At 69.6% G+C, this 17,676-nt stretch carries 17 protein-coding genes; 8 read left to right on the top strand and 9 right to left on the bottom strand.

What is annotated here, in order from left to right; all coding sequences use genetic code 11:
• Positions 1 to 4 precede the first annotated feature (4 nt).
• The 7 genes from H149_RS0117060 to def form a co-directional block, all read right to left on the bottom strand.
• Positions 5 to 508: a hypothetical protein gene (locus H149_RS0117060; protein ID WP_020650988.1), complete on the bottom strand. Its 504-nt coding sequence runs from the start codon at positions 506 to 508 to the stop codon at positions 5 to 7.
• Positions 509 to 542: 34 nt separating this feature from the next.
• Complete coding sequence (rsmB, locus tag H149_RS0117065; protein WP_051101891.1) at positions 543 to 1,862, bottom strand: 16S rRNA (cytosine(967)-C(5))-methyltransferase RsmB; 1,320 nt, start codon at positions 1,860 to 1,862, stop codon at positions 543 to 545.
• Positions 1,863 to 1,935: 73 nt separating this feature from the next.
• Positions 1,936 to 2,382 carry a hypothetical protein gene (locus tag H149_RS21495; protein WP_020650990.1) on the bottom strand — a complete coding sequence of 149 codons (447 nt, stop codon included), beginning with the start codon at positions 2,380 to 2,382 and terminating at the stop codon, positions 1,936 to 1,938.
• A gap of 250 nt (positions 2,383 to 2,632) precedes the next feature.
• Positions 2,633 to 2,815, bottom strand: a complete 183-nt coding sequence (locus H149_RS0117075; RefSeq protein WP_020650991.1) for an oxidoreductase-like domain-containing protein — start codon at positions 2,813 to 2,815, stop codon at positions 2,633 to 2,635.
• Positions 2,812 to 3,741: a methionyl-tRNA formyltransferase gene (fmt, locus tag H149_RS0117080; protein WP_020650992.1), complete on the bottom strand. Its 930-nt coding sequence runs from the start codon at positions 3,739 to 3,741 to the stop codon at positions 2,812 to 2,814. Before fmt ends, H149_RS0117075 begins: the two co-directional genes overlap by 4 nt.
• On the bottom strand, positions 3,738 to 4,235 hold the full coding sequence (locus H149_RS0117085) for a hypothetical protein (RefSeq protein WP_020650993.1): 498 nt from the start codon (positions 4,233 to 4,235) through the stop codon (positions 3,738 to 3,740). The genes fmt and H149_RS0117085 overlap by 4 nt, the downstream gene beginning before the upstream one ends.
• Positions 4,232 to 4,735 carry a peptide deformylase gene (gene def / locus H149_RS21500; RefSeq protein ID WP_020650994.1) on the bottom strand — a complete coding sequence of 168 codons (504 nt, stop codon included), beginning with the start codon at positions 4,733 to 4,735 and terminating at the stop codon, positions 4,232 to 4,234. The genes H149_RS0117085 and def overlap by 4 nt, the downstream gene beginning before the upstream one ends.
• A 106-nt stretch (positions 4,736 to 4,841) precedes the next feature.
• Here def and H149_RS0117095 point away from each other — a divergent pair, with 106 nt between their 5' ends.
• From H149_RS0117095 to H149_RS0117125, 7 genes are all read left to right on the top strand, one after another.
• On the top strand, positions 4,842 to 5,996 hold the full coding sequence (locus H149_RS0117095; RefSeq protein ID WP_020650995.1) for a LysM peptidoglycan-binding domain-containing protein: 1,155 nt from the start codon (positions 4,842 to 4,844) through the stop codon (positions 5,994 to 5,996).
• 32 nt (positions 5,997 to 6,028) lie between these two features.
• Positions 6,029 to 7,153 carry a DNA-processing protein DprA gene (gene dprA, locus H149_RS0117100; protein ID WP_020650996.1) on the top strand — a complete coding sequence of 375 codons (1,125 nt, stop codon included), beginning with the start codon at positions 6,029 to 6,031 and terminating at the stop codon, positions 7,151 to 7,153.
• 80 nt (positions 7,154 to 7,233) lie between these two features.
• A complete protein-coding gene (locus H149_RS0117105; RefSeq protein ID WP_020650997.1) occupies positions 7,234 to 7,701 on the top strand; it encodes a Smg family protein in 468 nt (155 codons plus the stop codon).
• A gap of 342 nt (positions 7,702 to 8,043) precedes the next feature.
• Complete coding sequence (locus tag H149_RS21505) at positions 8,044 to 10,509, top strand: DNA topoisomerase I (protein WP_020650998.1); 2,466 nt, start codon at positions 8,044 to 8,046, stop codon at positions 10,507 to 10,509.
• Positions 10,509 to 11,069 carry an L-threonylcarbamoyladenylate synthase type 1 TsaC gene (gene tsaC, locus H149_RS0117115; protein ID WP_020650999.1) on the top strand — a complete coding sequence of 187 codons (561 nt, stop codon included), beginning with the start codon at positions 10,509 to 10,511 and terminating at the stop codon, positions 11,067 to 11,069. The genes H149_RS21505 and tsaC overlap by 1 nt, the downstream gene beginning before the upstream one ends.
• 2 nt (positions 11,070 to 11,071) lie before the next feature.
• Positions 11,072 to 11,995 carry an oxygen-dependent coproporphyrinogen oxidase gene (gene hemF / locus H149_RS0117120; protein ID WP_020651000.1) on the top strand — a complete coding sequence of 308 codons (924 nt, stop codon included), beginning with the start codon at positions 11,072 to 11,074 and terminating at the stop codon, positions 11,993 to 11,995.
• Between the two features lie 141 nt (positions 11,996 to 12,136).
• Complete coding sequence (locus H149_RS0117125) at positions 12,137 to 12,913, top strand: GntR family transcriptional regulator (protein ID WP_154654900.1); 777 nt, start codon at positions 12,137 to 12,139, stop codon at positions 12,911 to 12,913.
• Positions 12,914 to 12,955: 42 nt separating this feature from the next.
• Here the strand turns inward: H149_RS0117125 and H149_RS0117130 are convergent, their stop codons facing one another.
• Together H149_RS0117130 and H149_RS0117135 are read right to left on the bottom strand one after the other, a co-directional pair.
• Positions 12,956 to 13,945: a hypothetical protein gene (locus H149_RS0117130; RefSeq protein ID WP_020651002.1), complete on the bottom strand. Its 990-nt coding sequence runs from the start codon at positions 13,943 to 13,945 to the stop codon at positions 12,956 to 12,958.
• 75 nt (positions 13,946 to 14,020) lie between these two features.
• The gene (locus H149_RS0117135; protein ID WP_020651003.1) at positions 14,021 to 16,171 is read right to left on the bottom strand and encodes a TonB-dependent receptor; all 2,151 of its coding nucleotides are present in this window, start codon (positions 16,169 to 16,171) and stop codon (positions 14,021 to 14,023) included.
• A 120-nt stretch (positions 16,172 to 16,291) separates the two neighbouring features.
• Between H149_RS0117135 and H149_RS0117140 the strand changes: the two genes are divergently transcribed.
• Positions 16,292 to 17,641: a serine hydrolase domain-containing protein gene (locus tag H149_RS0117140; RefSeq protein ID WP_169518369.1), complete on the top strand. Its 1,350-nt coding sequence runs from the start codon at positions 16,292 to 16,294 to the stop codon at positions 17,639 to 17,641.
• Positions 17,642 to 17,676: the final 35 nt, after the last annotated feature.

Genomic DNA, 17,676 nt, shown 5'->3' on the forward strand with positions numbered 1-17,676 from the left:
TCGCTCATGCGGGGCTTTTTTGTGCCGGCGGCCCGGCCGGCCCCGCTTCTTCGCGGGCGAAGCGCTCGATCAGGCGGCGGAAGGCCTCGTCCTCGCCGCGCAACAGGCCGGGCAGGGCCGCCCGGAAGTCGCCGCGCCGGCACCATTCGCGCATGTAGTCCTCCCACGACGACCATTGGCGCCGCATGCCCGGGGCCATGCGTTCTTCGTAGAGCAGCAGGAAGGCGCGTTCGAACAGCGACACCAGCAATCCGAACAGCACCTGCTTGCGCTCGTTCTGCTCACTGTCGAGCGGCGGCGGCGGCTGACGGAACAGATGCAGGTCGCTGTGTTCGAGGGCGAGCCGCAGGAAGTTGGCGTACTCGTCGGACAGCTGGCGAAAGATCTCGTCGCGCTCGTTGCGCCGCTCTTTGCGCTGCTCGAGCTGGAAGGCCACGATCGCGAACGGCAGGCCGATCACCGTGACCAGATAGCTCAGCAGTTCGAGCCAGTCCTTGAGGCTTTCCATGACGGCAGTGTAGGCCTCGCGAACTGTGCGGTGGCTAGCCGGCCTTGCGCAGCACGGCGTAGTAGAAGCCGTCGTGGCTGCCGCCCGGCGGCAGGCGCCGGCCGAATTCGGTCGCCTCGCCCCAGTCGGCGTCGATGCGCACCAGCTCGAGCTTGTCCTGCAGCAGGCGGAAGCGCTGCAGGATCTCGTCGCCCTCGGCGCGCAGCAGCGAGCAGGTTGCGTAGACCAGACGGCCGCCCGGCTTGAGCAGACTCCACGCGCTCTTCAGCAGGCGCAGCTGCTGGGCCTGCAGGCCGGCGATGTCGGATTCGCGGCGCAGCCACTTGATGTCCGGGTGGCGACGGATGACGCCGGTGCCCGAGCACGGCGCGTCGAGCAGGATGCGGTGGAACGGCTTGCCGTCCCACCAGCGCAGCGGCTCGCCGCCGTCGCCGGCGATCAGCTTCGCGTCGAGCCTGAGGCGGCGCAGGTTCTCGTCGACGCGGATCAGACGCTGCGGGTCGCGATCCAGCGCGGTGACTTCCACGTTCGCGCGCTCCAGCATGTGCGCGGTCTTGCCGCCGGGCGCCGCGCAGGCGTCGAGCACACGCTGTCCGTCGGCGAGATCGAGCAGCTCGACCGCGAGCTGGGCCGAGGCGTCCTGCACCGAAACCTGGCCGCCGTTGAAGCCGGGAATCTTCTCGACCGGGCGCGCCTCGGCGAGCGTCACGGCGTCCGGCGCCGCCGCGACCGGCAGCGCCGCGATGTTGATTTCGCCAAGCCGCTTCAGGTATTCGTCGCGCTGCAGGCGGCGACGGTTGACGCGCAGCGTCAGCGGGCCTTGCGCGTTGTTGGCGGCGAGGATCGCTTCCCAGTGCTGCGGCCAGTCGCTGCGGATCTGCTGCACCAGCCAGCCCGGGTGCGAATAGCGCACCGCCGGCTCGGCCGGCAGCGCGGCCTCCAGCGCCGCCTGTTCGCGCGTGTAGCGGCGCAGCACCGCGTTGAGGAAGGCCTGGGCCTGCGGCCGCTTGAGGACTTCGGCGGCGGCGACGGTTTCGTTGATCGCCGCGTGCGGCGGCGTGGCGAGGTTGCGCAGCTGATAGAGACCGACCAGCAGCAGGCCGTGGATTTCGTCGTCCTGCGCCAGCGGCTTGTCGACCAGCTGGGCGGCCAGCGCCTGCAGCAGGCTCAGCTCGCGCAACACGCCGTAGGCGAGCATGCGCGTCATCGCCGCGTCAGCCGGCATCCGGAAGCGTGCCGCCGGCAGCAGCGCATCGTCGAGGCTGGCGCCGCGCAGCACGCGGCTGATCGCCCGGGCGCTGCTGGCGCGCACGTTGGCGTGATGGCGGGACGGCGGGACGGCGGCGGGCTTCATGGCGTCGGACAGCGGCAGCGGGCGCACATGATAGTCGCGCGCGGTGCGGGCGCGTGGCGCCGCGCCCGCGCCTTCAGGACGGACGCCGTGGCACCGCGTCGCCGGGGCGGGGCTCATAGCGTGCCGCCGGCACGCCGCGCCATTGGCGCTCGTCGTGCTCGACGAGTTCCCAGAACTCCTCTTCGTGGCGCTTCACGGTGGCGCGTGCCCACAGCTGCAGGCTGCGCACCGCGAACCAGATCGCCATGGCGAGGAGGACGTTGCCGAGCACGATGTAGGCGATCTCGCCGCTGCCGGCTTGCTGCGCGCTGGCGAGCAGGCCGCCTGGATTTTCGGCGGCGCGCACGCCCAGATGCTGGGCCTGCGCCCACAGATGTGGCAGCGAAATCTCGCCGGCGCTGACGCCGACGACGCCGAGCACGAACCACTTGCGGACGGCGATCCACGCGAGGTTGAAGAACAGGATGCCGGCGATGACCAGCTTCAACGGACCAAACACCACGACGAATTGGCTCAGCACAGTACGCTCCGGCTTTGCAGTCTTTGCGGCCGAAAACGGCCGGACCTGAATGCCGTTCGCAGGGTCCGGATGACCGCGCGTCGGCGCCGTTCAAGCAGGCGCAGGCCGGATGCCCGATCTCCCCCCGGTACCGCACGGGCGCCGCATTGAATGACTGCAGCATAAGGAGGGCGCCGGCGCCGGCGCGGGCACGGCGGATGCACGGCAGTGTTTTGACCGCCGAACTGCGCAGGGCCGCGATCGCGCGGCGCTAGCCTCGCCGTTCGTCGGCGCGGCGCTGCCGGATGGCCTCGACTTCCGCGCGCCAGCGCCGCATCGCCTCGGTGTAGTCGTCGAGCACGCATTGCGCGCAGCCGCTGAAGCAGCAGTCCGGATGATCGGGCGGCGGCGGCAGATCGTCGTCGGCTGGCGTTTCCGGCGTGTCGGGATTCATGTGAAGCAGCGTCCGGCCAGCGTGCGGCCGCTGGCGATCTGGGCGGCCGACAGCGGCTTGCCGCCCGGCCATTGCAGGGTTTCGGCGAGCAGCAGGCCGTCGCCGGTGGCGATCGCGATGCCGTGCGCATCCGCGCGGACGATGTGGCCGGGCTCGGCGCCGGCGCCGGCGCCGGGCGCCGCGCTGGCGGCATAGAAGCGCACGCGTTCGCCGTCGAGTTCGCTCCAGGCGACCGGCACCGGATTGAACGCGCGGATGCGGCGCGCGATCTGCGCCGCCGGTTCGTGCCAGACGATGCGCGCTTCATCCTTGTCGAGCTTGCGCGCGTAGGTGACGCCGTCGGCCGGCTGCACCTGTTCGGCCAGCGTGCCGTCGGCGAGGCGGCGCAGGGCCTCGACGATCAGGCGCGCGCCAACCGCGGCGAGCGCGTCGTGCAGCGTCGCCGCGGTGGTCTGCGCGTCGATTGGCACCGCTTCGCGCAGCAGCATCGAGCCGGTGTCGAGGCCGGCATCCATGCGCATGATGGTCACGCCGCTCTCGGTATCGCCGGCCTCGATCGCGCGCTGGATCGGCGCCGCGCCACGCCAGCGCGGCAGCAGCGAGGCGTGGATGTTGAGGCAGCCCAGGCGCGGGATGTTGAGTACCGCCTGCGGCAGGATCAGGCCGTAGGCGACCACCACCATCACCTCGGGCGCCAGCGTGCGCAGCTGCTGCTGCTCGGCTTCGCCCTTCAGGCGTTCGGGTTTGAACAAGGGCAGGCCCAGCGCCGCCGCGCGCTCGGCGACCGGCGACGGCGTCAGCTTGCGGCCGCGGCCGGCGGGGCGGTCGGGTTGCGTGTAGACGCCGACGATCTCATGTCCGGCGGCGTGCAGCGCGTCGAGCGCCGCGACCGCGAAGTCGGGCGTGCCGGCGAACACGAGCCTCACGGCGCGAGCGCCTGGCGGAGTTCGGCTTCCAGCGATGCGCTCCAGGCACCGCGGCCGCGCCATTTCACGCTGCCGTCGCTGGCCAGCACGATCAGATAGGCGTCGTCGCCCGGCTCGTCCGGCGCGCCGGCGAGCTGCCGCCAGCCGGCGGTGTCGGTCTTCGCGAGCAGGAAGTACGGCTGGCGGGCCGGCGCGACCTTGTCGCGCATCCGGCCGATCGCGAAGCCGCGCACGAAGCCCGGCATCTTTTCGATGATGGCGACGTCGTAGCAGCTCGGCGCAGGGCCGGCGCACAGCGGCGCCAGGCGCTGGCCCCATTGCTCGGTGAGCTGGCGCGCGTCGTGCGTGAAGGCGACGACCAGCAGGCGCGGATCGCCGGCCAGTCCGTCGGGCACCGTGAGGCTGCGGCCGGCCAGCGTCTCGACCGGCAGCGGCGCGGCGGCTGCGCCGGTGGCGGCAAGAGCGAACGCGAGGGCGGCGAGAACGCCCCTCATGCGCGGCGCGCCTTGGCCAGCTTCTTGGTGATGCGCTCGCGCTTGAGCGCCGACAGGTAATCGATGTAGAGCTTGCCGTCGAGGTGGTCGATCTCGTGCTGGATCGCCTGCGCGAGCAGGCCCTCGGCCGCCAGTTCGAACGGCTGGCCGTTGCGGTCGAACGCACGCAGCGTCAGGCGGTTGTAGCGCTGCACCTTGTCGGCGATGCCGGGTACCGACAGGCAGCCTTCCTCCATTTCGACGCGATCGTCCGGATCGAGGATTTCCGGATTGATGATGACCATCGGCTGCGGCTTGTCCTTGTCCTCGCTGCAGTCCATCACCGCCAGGCGCAGCGCGAGGCCGACCTGCGTGGCCGCGAGGCCGACGCCGGGGGCGTCGTACATGGTCTCGAACATGTCGTCGATCAGCGTCTGCAGCGCCGCGTCGAAGACGGTCACCGGCTGGGCCTTCTGGCGCAGACGCGGATCGGGGTGGTGGAGGATGGTCAGCAGCGACATGAACGGCCTTGAGAAACAACCCGCGAAGTTGACGGCAAACGATTGAGCCGTCTAGAGTTTGCCAGAGTTGTCTGGTACTGGCAGAGCCTCCGGGGGAAGCGCCGCCATGCGCAAGTATAACGGCTTGACGATCATTCACGGCGCGCTGTTCGCCGCGCTGCTGACTGCCTGCGCGAGCCGGCCCGCCGAGCATACCGAGGCGGCGCCCGCCGAGGCGCCGCAGGTGCCGTCGAGCGCGGTGCCGGAAGCCGTCGCCGCGGCGCCGTCCGCGCCGAGCGCGGCGGTCGCGCTGCGCAGCGACGCGCCGCTGCGCTATGTCGTCAAGAAGGGCGACACGCTGTGGGGCATCGCCGGACACTTCCTCGAACAGCCCTGGCAGTGGCCGGAAATCTGGTACGTCAACGACCAGGTCAAGAATCCGCACCTGATCTATCCGGGCGACGTGCTGACCCTGGTCTGGCGCGACGGCCGGCCGATGATCGTCGCCGCCGATGGCGTGTCGGCCGACGTCGATTACCTGTCGCCGCGGGTGCGCGAACTGCCGCTCGATCAGGCGATCCCGGCGATCCCGCTCGATGCGATCCGCGATTTCCTCAAGAATCCGCGCCTGGTCGACGCCGACGAGCTGCGCCAGGCGCCGTACGTGCTCAGCTTCGTCGACCCGCACGTGGTCGAAGGCACCGGCAGCTTGCTCTATCTGCAGAACGTGCCCGCCCGCGGCGACACGCGCTGGGATACGGTGCGCCTCGGCCAGAAATTCGTCGATCCGGACAGCGGCGAGGTGCTCGGCTGGGAGGGCACGCCGGTCGGCGGCATCGAGATCCGCCAGTTCGGTTCGCCGGCCACCGGGCTGGTCACCGACAGCGAGCGCGAGGTCCGCGCCGGCGACCGCCTGATCAAGCCGCAGATCGAAACGCTGGCCGCCAACTTCTATCCGCACGCGCCGGCGCACAAGGTCGGCGGGCGCATCCTGTCGGTCTACGACGGCGTTTCGCAGATCGGCCAGTATCAGGTCGTGACGCTGAACCGCGGCGCCCGCAACGGCATCGAGCCCGGCCACGTGCTGAGCATCCTGCAGGCCAACCGCAACGCTCGCGATCCGTACACCGGCAAGCTGGTGCGGTTGCCCGAGCTCTATGCCGGCACGCTGATGGTGTTCAAGGTGGAGTCGCGCGTTTCCTACGCGCTGGTGCTCAAGGCGATGCGCGAGATCCACACGCTCGACCGCGTCGAGAAGCCGCAGGACGGCGAGCGCCTGTAGATGGCGCTTGCCGCCGCCATCGGCGTCGAGGCGTGGACGCCGCCGCGCTGAACGCCTGGCTGGTCCTGTGCCGCGCCGCGGGCGTCGGCAGCGCCGCCGTCGCCAAACTGCTCGAAGCCTTCGGCAGCGCCGAGGCGGCCTGCGCCGCATCGGCCGCGGCCCTGCGCGGTGCCGGCCTGTCGACGGCGCAGGCCGAGGCGCTGCGCAAGCCGGATGACGAAGCGATCGCCCGGGATCTGGACTGGCTGGCGGGACCGCGCCGCGGCTTGCTGACGCTCGCCGATGCCGCCTACCCGCGCGCGCTGCGCGACATCGCGCAGGCGCCGCCGGTGCTGTTCTGGCAGGGCGACGCCGAACTCCTCGGTCTGCCGCAGATTGCCATCGTCGGCAGCCGCACGGCGACGCCGCAGGGGCTGGAGAACGCGCAGGCCTTCGCTGCCGAACTCGCGCGCCGTGGCTTCGTCGTCACTTCCGGGCTGGCGCTGGGCATCGACGGCGCCGCGCATCGCGGCGCGCTCGCGGCCGACGGCTACACGGTCGCGGTCTGCGCCACCGGCCTCGACCGCGTCTATCCGGCCCGGCACAAGGCGCTCGCCCACGAGATCGTCGAGCGCGGCGTGCTGGTCTCGGAATTCCCGATCGGCGTACAGGCGCTCGCCGAGAACTTCCCGCGGCGCAATCGCATCATTTCCGGTCTGTCGCTCGGCACCCTGGTCGTCGAGGCGGCGCGCGAGTCCGGCTCGCTGATCACCGCCCGCTACGCGCTCGAACAGAGCCGCGAGGTGTTCGCGATTCCGGGCTCGATCCACAATCCGCAGGCGCGCGGCTGCCACGCGCTGATCCGCCAGGGCGCCAAGCTGGTCGAGACGGTCGACGATATCTTCGAGGAGCTCGGTCCGCTGCTGGGGCCGCTGCTCGGCACGCGAGTTGCGAAGGATTCCTCGCCGGCGGCGGAAGCGGCGCCGGCCGGTCGGGACCCGCAGATGGAGGCGGTGCTCGCCGCGCTCGGCGATGAGCTGCTCGACCTCGACGCGCTGCTGGCGCGTACCGCCCAGCCGCTGGTCGCCGTGCAATCGGCGCTGACGCGGCTCGAACTCGAAGGCCTCGTCGCGCTGGCGCCGGGAGGACGCTACCAGCGCCTGCATCGGGACGTCTGAGCGGTCGCCGTCGCGGTCCGGGCGGACCGACGTGCGCCGCGAAAGGCATTACACTGCGTTCACAGCACTGGAGACTCGACATGAAAGAAACGGTCCTGGATGTGCTGATGTACCTGTTCGAAAACTATCAGGAAGGCGAATTTTCCGACGCCGAGAATCAGGGCACGCTGCGCGAGGAACTGATTGCCGCCGGATTCCCCGGCGAAGAAGTCGGCCACGCCTTCACCTGGCTCGACGGTCTCGCCCAGCAGCGGCAGCTGCCGCTGGTCTTCGGGCCGGGCCGGGCGATGCGCCTCTACACCCGCGAAGAGACCGCGCGCATCTCGACCGAATGCCGCGGCTTCATCATGTACCTCGAGCAGCTGGGCATCATCACGCAGGAGATGCGCGAGCTGATCGTCGACCGCCTGATGGCGCTGACCGAGGAAATCGATCTCGAGCGCGTCAAGTGGGTCTGCCTGCTCGTGCTGATGAATCAGCCGGACGCCGAGGAAGCCTTCGGCCATCTCGAGGAGATGGTCTACTACCACGGCGAGTTCAAGCACTAGCGCCAGCGGCCGAGCGGCTGTGCGGGCCGATCTCGCGACTTTCGTGCGCGCTGGGCTTCAGCACAGCGGCGCGCGGCAGCCGCGACCTCGTCCTCGCTCCCGACGCTCGCTCGCCGGCGCCGCGTCCTTGGAGCAGCGGCCGCGCGCTGAGTTCGGCCACCCTCGCGCTGCGCATGGAGGGCCGCAGGCGGCGGGCCCGGCGGCTTCCCGCTTTGCGCATTTCATGACCGCCGTCTCGCGCGCGCACGCGCGCACGCGCGGTTGGCTGGACAGTGGTGGAGCCTTCCGCTTATAAGGCGCCGAACTGCGGCCGCGCGGCCGTCACCCCCAACCTGGGCGTCAATGAGCAAGCATCTGGTCATCGTCGAGTCGCCGGCCAAGGCGAAGACGATCAAGAAGTATCTGGGCAAGGACTTCGAAGTCCTGGCCTCCTACGGCCATGTTCGCGACCTGGTGCCCAAGGACGGCGCCGTCGATGTCGCGCACGGCTTCGACATGAAGTACCAGATCATCGATCGCAACGAAAAACATGTGAAGGCGATCGTTTCCGCGCTCAAGGACGCCGACGAGCTCTGGCTCGCGACCGACCCTGACCGCGAGGGCGAGGCGATCTCCTGGCATCTGGCCGAACTGCTGCGCGAGAAGAATGCGCTGAAGGGCAAGCCGGTCAAGCGCGTGGTCTTCTACGAGATCACGCAGCGCGAGGTGCAGAACGCGATCCAGCATCCGCGCGATATTTCCGAGGATCTCGTCAACGCCCAGCAGGCGCGCCGCGCGCTCGACTATCTGGTCGGCTTCAATCTCTCGCCGCTGTTGTGGCGCAAGGTCCAGCCGGGCCTGTCGGCCGGCCGCGTGCAGTCGCCGGCGCTGCGCCTGATCTGCGAGCGCGAGGAAGAGATCAAGGCCTTCGTGCCGCGCGAGTACTGGACGCTCGAGGCGCAGGTCGAGAAGGCGACGCAGAGCTTCAGTGCCAAGCTCGTCGAGTTCGACGGCCGCAAGGTCGAGCAGTTCACGCTGAACACCGTGGTCGGCGCGATGGCGGCGAAGTCGGCGGTGCAGAAGGCCGCGAACGGCTCGCTGCGCGTCGCCAGTGTCGACAAGAAGCAGCGCCGCCGCAATCCGGCGCCGCCGTTCACGACGTCGACGCTGCAGCAGGAGGCCAACCGCAAGCTCGGCTTCTCGGCGAGCCGCACGATGCGCGCCGCGCAGCAGCTGTACGAAGGTGTCGACATCGGCGGCGAGACCGTCGGCCTGATCACCTACATGCGTACCGACTCGGTGAATCTGGCGCAGGACGCGCTCGCCGACATTCGCTCGGTGATCCCGCAGCAGTTCGGCGCCAAGGCCCTGCCGCCGGAACCGCGCTTCTACAAGACCAAGAGCAAGAACGCCCAGGAAGCGCACGAAGCCGTGCGCCCGACCTCGGCCGGCCGTCTGCCGAAGGAAGTCGCCAAGTATCTGGCGCCCGACCAGGCCAAGCTCTACGAGCTGATCTGGCGGCGCACGATCGCCAGCCAGATGGAGCAGGCGGTCTATGACACCGTCACCGCCGAGCTGCGCGCCGGCGACGCGCCGGCCGGCAGCCGCGGTGCGCACGCCTTCCGCGCCTCCGGTTCGACGCTGGTCGAGCCGGGCTTCATCGCCGCCTATCTGCAGGGCGTCGACACGCCGAGCGGCAAGGAAGACGAGGATGACGACAAGCGCCTGCCGGCGCTGGCGGTCGGCGATCTGGTCAAGCTCCTCGACCTGATCGCCGATCAGCACTTCACCGAGCCGCCGCCGCGCTACACCGAAGCGAGCCTGGTCAAGACGCTTGAGGAATACGACATCGGCCGCCCGTCGACGTACGCGTCGATCATCTCGACGCTGCTGGCGCGCGACTACGTGCGCCTGGACGGCAAGGCCTTCATCCCGACCGACGTCGGCATGATCGTCAACAAATTCCTGACCGATCACTTCACGCAGTACGTCGACTACGAATTCACCGCGCATCTCGAGGACCAGCTCGACGCCGTGTCGCGCGGCGAGAAGCAGTGGAAGCCCTTGCTCGCCGACTTCTGGAGCGGCTTCAAGCCGCGCGTCGACGAGAAGATGGAACTGTCGCGCGCCGAAGTCTCGGAAGCGCGGCAGATCGGCATCGATCCGGCGTCCGGCAAGCCGGTGTCGGCGCGCCTCGGCCGCTACGGGCCGTTCGTGCAGATCGGCACCAAGGAAGACAGCGACAAGCCGCGCTTCGCCTCGCTGCGCGCCAACCAGCGCATCGACACGATCACGCTCGACGACGCGCTGGCGCTGTTCCAGCTGCCGCGCAAGCTCGGCACGCTGCCGAACGGCGAGGAGGTCGAGGTCAACATCGGCCGCTTCGGCCCGTACGTGCGCCACGGCAAGAGTTTCGTGTCGCTGAAGAAGGACGACGATCCGTACACGATCGAACTGCCGCGCGCGGTCGAGCTGATCGAGCAGAAGGCGGCGGCGCTCGAAGCGGCGACCATCAAGAGCTTCGACGGTACCGGCATCCGCATCATCAAGGGCCGTTTCGGCCCGTACATCAGCGACGGCGCGCGCCGCGCGCCGGTGCCGCGCGGCCGCGAAGCCGAATCGCTGAGCGTGTTCGAGTGCGAGGCCTATCTCGCTGAAGCGGCGGCGGCGCCGAAGAAGGGCGCGAAGAAGACCGCGACCAAGAAGGCTGCGGCCAAGACCGCAGCGGCGGACGCCGGCGCGGCGCCGGCCAAGAAGGCGGCGGCCAAGAAGGTGGTCAAGAAGGCCGCGAAGAAAGCCACCAAGAAAGCCGCAGCGAAGAAGACCTGATGGACGTCGCGCCCTGGCATTTGCGCGCGGCGATTGCCGCGCTCGATCGCGGCGGCATCATCGCCTGTCCGACCGAAGCGGTCTGGGGACTGTCCTGTGATCCGCTCGACGAGCGCGCGGTGATGCGCCTGCTCGACCTCAAGGACCGGCCCTGGGAAAAAGGCCTGATCCTGGTCGCCGCCGATTTCGCGCAGCTCGAACCGTACGTGATCGTGCCGTCGAACAACGCGATGAAGCGCGCCACGGCGACCTGGCCGGGCCCTGCGACGTGGATCTTCCCGGCCAGCGACGAGACGCCGATGTGGATCAGCGGCGATCACGACGGCGTCGCCGTGCGCGTCACCGCGCATCCGGTGCTGCGCGCGCTGTGCAAGCGTTTCGGCGGTCCGCTGGTATCGACCAGCGCCAATCCGGCCGGGCGCGAACCGGCGCGCAGCGCCTTCGACGTGCGCCGCTATTTCCGCAACGAACTCGACGCCATCGTGCCGGGACTGCTCGGTGGACTGGCCAAGCCGACCACGATCCGCGACGTCGCCACCGGCCACATCCTGCGCCGCTAGCCATGAACACCGAAGCCGTCGATTCCGTCGCCGTCGAACGTTTCCTGCGCGGCCTGCAGGACCAGATCTGCGCGGCGCTCGAAGGCGTCGACGGCGGGCGCTTCCAGCGCGACGTCTGGACCAAGCCGGCCGACAGCCCGTTGCAGGGCGGTGGCGATACGCGCGTGCTGAGCGGCGGCGTCGTGTTCGAACGCGCCGGCGTGGCGTTTTCCGAGGTGCGCGGCGCGCGCCTGCCGCCGTCGGCGAGCGCCGGCCGGCCCGAGCTCGCCGGGCGCGGCTTTCGCGCGATGGGCGTGTCGCTGGTCATCCATCCGCGCAATCCCTATGTGCCGACCTCGCATGCCAACGTGCGCTTCTTCGTCGCCGACAAGGCCGGCGAAGCGCCAGTCTGGTGGTTCGGCGGCGGCTTCGACCTGACGCCGTACTACGGCTTCGAGGACGATGCGCGGCACTGGCACGCGACCGCGCGCGCCGCCTGCGCGCCGTTCGGCGATGACGTGCATCCGCAGCTGAAGCGCTGGTGCGACGATTACTTCTTCCTCAAGCACCGCGACGAGCCGCGCGGCATCGGCGGCCTGTTTTTCGACGACTGGGATCGCGGCGGCTTCGCGCAGAGCTTCGCGCTGCTGCGCAGCGTCGGCGAGCACTTCGTGCCGGCCTACCTGCCGATCGTCGAGCGTCGCAAGGACATGGCCTGGGGCGAGCGCGAGCGCGACTGGCAGCTCTACCGGCGCGGCCGCTACGTCGAATTCAATCTGGTCTGGGACCGCGGCACGCTGTTCGGCCTGCAGGCCGGCGGCCGCACCGAGTCGATCCTGATGTCGATGCCGCCGCTCGCGGCCTGGCAGTACGACCGCCGCCCCGAACCCGGCACGCCGGAAGCCGAGCTCTACGAGCGCTACCTGCGCCCTCGCGACTGGCTCTGAAGCGGGCCTGCTCGCGCACGCCGGTGCCGGAGCCTGAACGGCCGCAGGCGCCGCCGCGCCGCTGCCGCCGGCGGCGCGCGCATCTGTCATGTGGCCGTAATTTGCGGCAAGATTGTGCACAATGCCATCGCTGCCGCCTTCATGGACGAACTTGACCCCGAGACTTCCGCCGAGCCCGCTGCCGAAGGGCTGGGCAAGCTGCACGACCTGCCGCTCGATGCGGCCATCGCCCGGCGCCTGATTCGCGACATCGTCCAGGGCCATTACGCGCCGGGGCAGTGGATCCGCGAGCAGGAAGTGGCCTCGCGCTTCGGCGTCAGCCGCACGCCGGTGCGCAATGCCTTCCGCCAGGTCGCGCGGGCCGGCTTCATCGATGTGCGGCCGTGGCGCGGCGCGCAGGTGCTGGAGCTGTCGCCGGAGGACACGCGGCATGTGCTCGACATGCTGGAAGTCGTCTACGGCGCTGCCATGCGCATCGCTGCCGAGAGCGTGCCGGAGCGCTACTTCCCGACGCTCGACAAGATGATGCGCGCCGGCGAGGACGCCGCCGCGCGCAATTCGATGCGCGACCGCATTCAGGTCGCGTTCGATATCGGCCGGCGCCTCGCGCGCTGGAGCGGCAGCCAGCTGGCGTACGACATGGTCGAGCGCGTCGCCAGCCTCGCGCAGTGGCAGCACCGCTTCTTCGACTTCGATGTGCCGGCCGCCGCGCAGCGCTCGCTGCAGTTGCATCGCGAGCTGATCGAGGCGGTCAAGGCGCGCCGGCCGGAAGCCGCCGAGCGCGCCGCGCGCGAGATCGTCGCGCTGTCGCGCAGCTTCCTGGTGCCGCGCATCCGTCTGGCGGCTGCCGAGCGCGCCGCCGCCGACGGCAAGCCGGCGCGCAAGCCCAGGGCACCGCGCAAGCCGCGCGAAGCCTGAAGCGGTCCGGGCGCCGTCGCGACGCCCGGACCGCGACCCCGCTCAGGTGCCGAGGAAGGCTTTGCGGATCGCCTGGCCGCACGGAATGCTGTCGCCGGGCGCGCCGGACGAGGCTTCGCGCGAGAGGATGCCGTAGTACTGCTTGTCGGCGGTGATCCACGGATAGAAGCCGAACGCGCCGGGGCTCGAATGCGCGCCGTCGCCGGGGCCGAGCGTCTTGCCGTTCGACAGCGTGCCACCGGTGTTGTCCTCGATCCAGTGATGCAGCGAGTAGTGGAAGTCGACGCTGCCGAGCGGCGTGCAGCCACTGAGTCCGCTCGCGCACGGGTAGGTGACGACCGGCGAGTAGTTCAGGTAGCTGGAAATGACGTAGTAGCCGGTCATGATCCGCTGCAGGAAAGTCGCGTAGTCCGCAGCGTTGCCCTGCATGCCGCTCGACAGTGGCAGGTTGGCATAGCCGAAGCTGGAGCCGAGGTTGAGATAGCTGTTCACTTCAGTGAACAGGGTGTTGCGCGTCTTGTTGCCGAGGTTGAGCAGTGAAGCCTGCGAGGCGACGTACTGGCCGTGGCCGCTGTTGTAGAAAAAGTGGCCGTCCGCGGCGCTGTCGTGATTGTCGTTCGACCCCACGGTGAAGCAGCCCGACACCGTCAGCGTGAGCTGGCACAGGTAGTCGTTCAGCGAGGTGTAGCCGAGCTTCATGTTCAGCGCGTCGACGATCTGGGCGCCGCCGCTGCCGGTGGGAATGCCGCTGTAGCGCTGCAGCACATAGGCGGCGAACACCCACTTCGATGCCGAGGCCAGCGTCACCGTGGTGTTGCGCGCGAAGTCGGTGCCGCCGACCTGGCCGGACGCGATCGGGGCGCCGCTGGAGCCGCCGATCTCCCAGTAGAACGGCCGCGCGTCGGTGCAGGCCGCGCCTTCGGCGGCGGCGGTCGCCGCGGCGATGTCATAGGCGAACGCCGCGGTCGGCGCCGCCAGCAATGCGAGTGTGGCGCCGCCGAGCATCCGCGTAGCCTTCGATTTCTTCAGCATGTTCTCTCCTCCATGGTTTTGGGACAGCGGTGATGCAGCGGAGCCCGGACGGCGCGCCGCCCGGGCGCCGGATCGCTAGAAATCGACCTTCAGGTTCAGCTTCCAGGTCCGCGGCGTGCTCGCGCGCGACACCATCGGCGTGACGATCTGCGTGACGTAGAAGTAGTTGTAGAGGTTGTCGACGGTGCCGGTCAGGCTCCAGCGGCCCTGCTCGATGCCGAGGCCGAGGTCGTGCAGCAGCACATTGTCGAGCTCGCGCTTGTAGACCTCGTCCTGATAGCCGCCCCAGGCGCCGCGGAAACCGTAGTGCAGGAAGCCGATCGTGCCGCGGGTGCCGAACGGGCGCCGGTAGGTCGCCGAGGCCGCTGTCTTCCAGTGGTAGACGTACGGCACCTCGGTGCCGTCGTAGGGGCCGTTGCTGTCGATCTCGCTGTGCGCCCAGCTGCCGCTCAGATCCAGGCTCAGGCGTCCGCCGCCGACGCGGAACGCGGCGGAGCCGTCGAGCTCGATGCCCCACTGCGTCGCGTCGCCGGCGTTGGACAGGTAGTTGAGGTTGGTGCCCGGCGCGGTCGCCGACGGCGCCTGGTTGACGATCAGCAGGTCGTTCGTCAGCGAGCGGAACGCGGCGAGGTTGAGCACGACGCGGCGGTCGAGGAAGCTGGTCTTGGCGCCGAGTTCGTAGGAGCTGATGGTTTCGCTGTCGTAGGGCAGGTCGAAGCGCGGCGCGGCCGGCGCGTTGTCGTCCGGCACGCTGTTGAAGCCGCCGGCGCGATAGGCCGTCGCGTAGCGCGCGTACAGGTTCAGCGCTTCGTTCGGCCGGTAGCTCAGCGTCGCCACCGGCGAGAGCTTGTTGAAGCTCACGTCGTCGCTTTGGCTGACCGGGAGTGAGACCGCCGTCAGTCGCGACAGCAGGTCCTGCGCCTTGTGTTCGCGCGTGTAGCGCAGCTCGGCGGTGGCGTTGAGCTGCGACGTCAGGTCGTAGCCGAGCGAACCGAACACCGCCGCCGACCAGTTGTCGGTCTCGGTGCGCGACAGGTTCGAGTTGTTGGTGATGACCTCGAAGGTGCCGTCGGTCTTCGCGTACGAGCCGCCGAGCAGCCAGGTCAGGCGCTGCGTGCCGGTCGACGCGAGCCGCACTTCCTGGCCGATGCGCCGGTAGTCCTCGTCGGACACGCGCGTGAAGCCGGTGATCGGCAGGTTGAAGAAGGCGTCGAGGTCGTCGCGCGTGGTGGCCGAGCGCTTGCGCAGCAGCGTCACCGCGCTGAGCTGCGCGAAGCCCAGCTCGTATTCGACTTCGAGAATCGAGCTGAGCTCGTGGCGGTCGTAACGGCTCGTGTCGTCCTGGTAGGAGTGGTACGGATTCTCGTGCGCGAGCGGGTTGAAGGTGCCCACCGCGTAGCTCGGGCCGTCGTCCTTGTAGTAGTCGTTGGTCAGTACCAGGTTCAGGCGCTCGGCCGGCCGCCACTGCGCGGCGACGCGGCCGCCGAGGAAGTTCTCCTGGTCGAGCGCCTTGCCGTCGCGGGTGTTGGTGAAGAAGCCGTCCGAGCGGTCGACGAAGCGGTAGCCGGCGCGCACGCCGAAGTCCGACGACACCGGCACGTTGACGATGCCGGTGTTGAGCAGATAGTCCTTGTTGCCGTAAGTCGCGTTCAGCGCCGCGCCGAGTTCCGCGAGCGGCCGCCGCGAAATCACGTTGATGGCGCCGCCGACCGCGTTCTGGCCGTACAGCGCGCCCTGCGGGCCGCGCAGCACTTCGACGCGCTCGACGTCGAACATGTCCATGTCGCTGAAGTTGCGGCCGCCGGTATTGCCGCCGGCGATGAAGATGCCGTTGCGGTAAAGGCCGGTGGCGGTGTCGGCGTTGATGTGTCGGCCGGTGCCCTGGCCGCGCATGATGATCTCGTCGCTGTGGCTGGCGCCGAGGTCGGCAGTGGTCGCGTTCGGCACCAGCTGCACGAGTTCCTTGATGTTGTCGATGCCGCGGTCCTCGAGCGAGCCGGCGCCCAGCACCGTCGCCGCGACCGGCACGTCCTGCAGGCGTTCCTCGCGCTTGCGCGCGGTGACGACGATTTCCTCGACGTGTACGGCGCTGTCGGCCGCAGCGCCGGCGGCGGCCGGCGCCGGGCCGGCTTCCGCCGCGACGTCGGGCGGCGCTGCGCTTTGTGCCAGGACAGGGGCGCTGCTGCCGAGCACGGCCGACAGCGCCAGACGGATGAATCTGGACATGGGTCTCTCCTCCACGCTTTGAGTATTTATTTTGCGGCGATATTGTGCACAATGTTTTTCATTGTCAACAAAACGCCGAAACGCTGACAAAGCTGCCCGGCGACCATCGAGGAGATGCTCATGTACCCCCTGCTGAAGTCGTGTGCGCCGCTGTGTGAAACGCCGGATCTGCGTCGCCGCGAAGCGCTGACGCTGTTGTCCGGTGCCGCGCTTGCCCTAGCAATTTCGCCGAAAAGTGCCTGGTCCGCAGCGCCTGACACCGGCGCGTCGCGCCTGCGTGCGGCGCTCGACGGCTGGCTCGCCGAAATTGTCGACAAAGGCTGGGTGGTCGGCGTCGCCGCCCGCGTGTTCACGCGCGGCGGGCTCGACGTCGAAGCCGCGCAAGGCTGGGCTGATCGCGAGGCCCGGAAGAAAATTGAACACAATACGATTTATCGCATCTACTCGATGACCAAGCCGCTGACGGCCGTCGTGGTGATGCAGCTGGTCGAGCGCGGCAAGCTGTCGCTCGATCAGCCGATCGCCGACTTCCTGCCGGAATTCGCGGCGCCACGCGTCTTCGTGCGCTTCGACGGCGAGACGCCGGTAACCGAGGCGGCGCAGCGGCCGATCACGGTGCGCCACCTGCTGACGCACACCTCGGGGCTCAGCCACAGCTTCAACGACGGCATCGAGCCGACCGGCGCGCTCTACAAGCGGGCCGGCCTCGTCGCCGGCCACGAGTGCGCCGACGGCACGGTCGACAGCCTCGCTGCGCTGTCGCGGCGCATCGCGCAGATTCCGCTCGCGGCGCAGCCGGGCACGCGCTGGATCTACGGCACGTCGCTCGACATCGCCGGTCGCGTCGCCGAAGTCGCGTCCGGCGTCGAATTCGCGCAGCTGATGCGCGAGCAGCTGCTGGCGCCGCTGCGGCTGGCGGACACCACGTTCCAGCTGCAGGCGGCGCAGAAGTCGCGACTGGCCGCGCTCTACATCGCCGCGCCGGACGCCGAGACGCGCCGCGTGCCGCCCGAGCAGATTCCGTCCTGGGGCGACGAGCACGTCGTGCCGACCGGCGGCATGGGCCTGTTCTCGACGCTCGCGGATTACTCGCGCTTCGTGCGCATGCTGATGAACGGCGGCGAGCTCGACGGCGTGCGCGTGCTCGCCGAATCCGGCGTGCGGCAGATGATGACCGACCAGCTCGGACCGTCGTTCGGCACCGAGCCGCTGTCGGGCGCGGCGCGCTTCGGCCTCGGTGGCGAAGTGAAGGGTCTGGGCTTCGGGCTCGGCGGCTCGGTGCTGCGCGATGCGGCGCTGGCCGGCGGCATCGGCTCGGCGGGGGAGTACAGCTGGGGCGGCGCGGCGAGCACGACCTTCTGGGTCAATCGCCGCGAAGGACTCGGCGCCGTGCTGATGACGCAGAAGCTGCCGTCCGGCGTGCGCCCGCTGCGCGACGAGTTCCGGCGTCTGGTCTACCGCTCGCTGTGAGCGCGCGTTAAGGTCGTGCGTCATCTCCGGGGCCC

The sequence above is a fragment of the Solimonas variicoloris DSM 15731 genome (assembly GCF_000382285.1).
GTDB classification, from domain to species: Bacteria; Pseudomonadota; Gammaproteobacteria; order Nevskiales; family Nevskiaceae; genus Solimonas; species Solimonas variicoloris.

What these genes read in the sequence shown, in the direction of transcription:
- H149_RS0117105 (WP_020650997.1), top strand. Translation starts at nt 7,234, where the DNA reads ATGAAAGAAACGGTCCTGGATGTGCTGATGTACCTGTTCGAAAACTAT.
- H149_RS0117130 (WP_020651002.1), bottom strand. Translation starts at nt 13,945, where the DNA reads ATGCTGAAGAAATCGAAGGCTACGCGGATGCTCGGCGGCGCCACACTC.
- hemF (WP_020651000.1), top strand. Translation starts at nt 11,072, where the DNA reads ATGAACACCGAAGCCGTCGATTCCGTCGCCGTCGAACGTTTCCTGCGC.
- rsmB (WP_051101891.1), bottom strand. Translation starts at nt 1,862, where the DNA reads ATGAAGCCCGCCGCCGTCCCGCCGTCCCGCCATCACGCCAACGTGCGC.
- H149_RS0117075 (WP_020650991.1), bottom strand. Translation starts at nt 2,815, where the DNA reads ATGAATCCCGACACGCCGGAAACGCCAGCCGACGACGATCTGCCGCCG.
- H149_RS0117125 (WP_154654900.1), top strand. Translation starts at nt 12,137, where the DNA reads ATGGACGAACTTGACCCCGAGACTTCCGCCGAGCCCGCTGCCGAAGGG.
- def (WP_020650994.1), bottom strand. Translation starts at nt 4,735, where the DNA reads ATGTCGCTGCTGACCATCCTCCACCACCCCGATCCGCGTCTGCGCCAG.
- H149_RS0117135 (WP_020651003.1), bottom strand. Translation starts at nt 16,171, where the DNA reads ATGTCCAGATTCATCCGTCTGGCGCTGTCGGCCGTGCTCGGCAGCAGC.
- H149_RS0117060 (WP_020650988.1), bottom strand. Translation starts at nt 508, where the DNA reads ATGGAAAGCCTCAAGGACTGGCTCGAACTGCTGAGCTATCTGGTCACG.
- H149_RS0117095 (WP_020650995.1), top strand. Translation starts at nt 4,842, where the DNA reads ATGCGCAAGTATAACGGCTTGACGATCATTCACGGCGCGCTGTTCGCC.
- H149_RS0117085 (WP_020650993.1), bottom strand. Translation starts at nt 4,235, where the DNA reads ATGAGGGGCGTTCTCGCCGCCCTCGCGTTCGCTCTTGCCGCCACCGGC.
- tsaC (WP_020650999.1), top strand. Translation starts at nt 10,509, where the DNA reads ATGGACGTCGCGCCCTGGCATTTGCGCGCGGCGATTGCCGCGCTCGAT.
- H149_RS0117140 (WP_169518369.1), top strand. Translation starts at nt 16,292, where the DNA reads ATGTACCCCCTGCTGAAGTCGTGTGCGCCGCTGTGTGAAACGCCGGAT.
- H149_RS21505 (WP_020650998.1), top strand. Translation starts at nt 8,044, where the DNA reads ATGAGCAAGCATCTGGTCATCGTCGAGTCGCCGGCCAAGGCGAAGACG.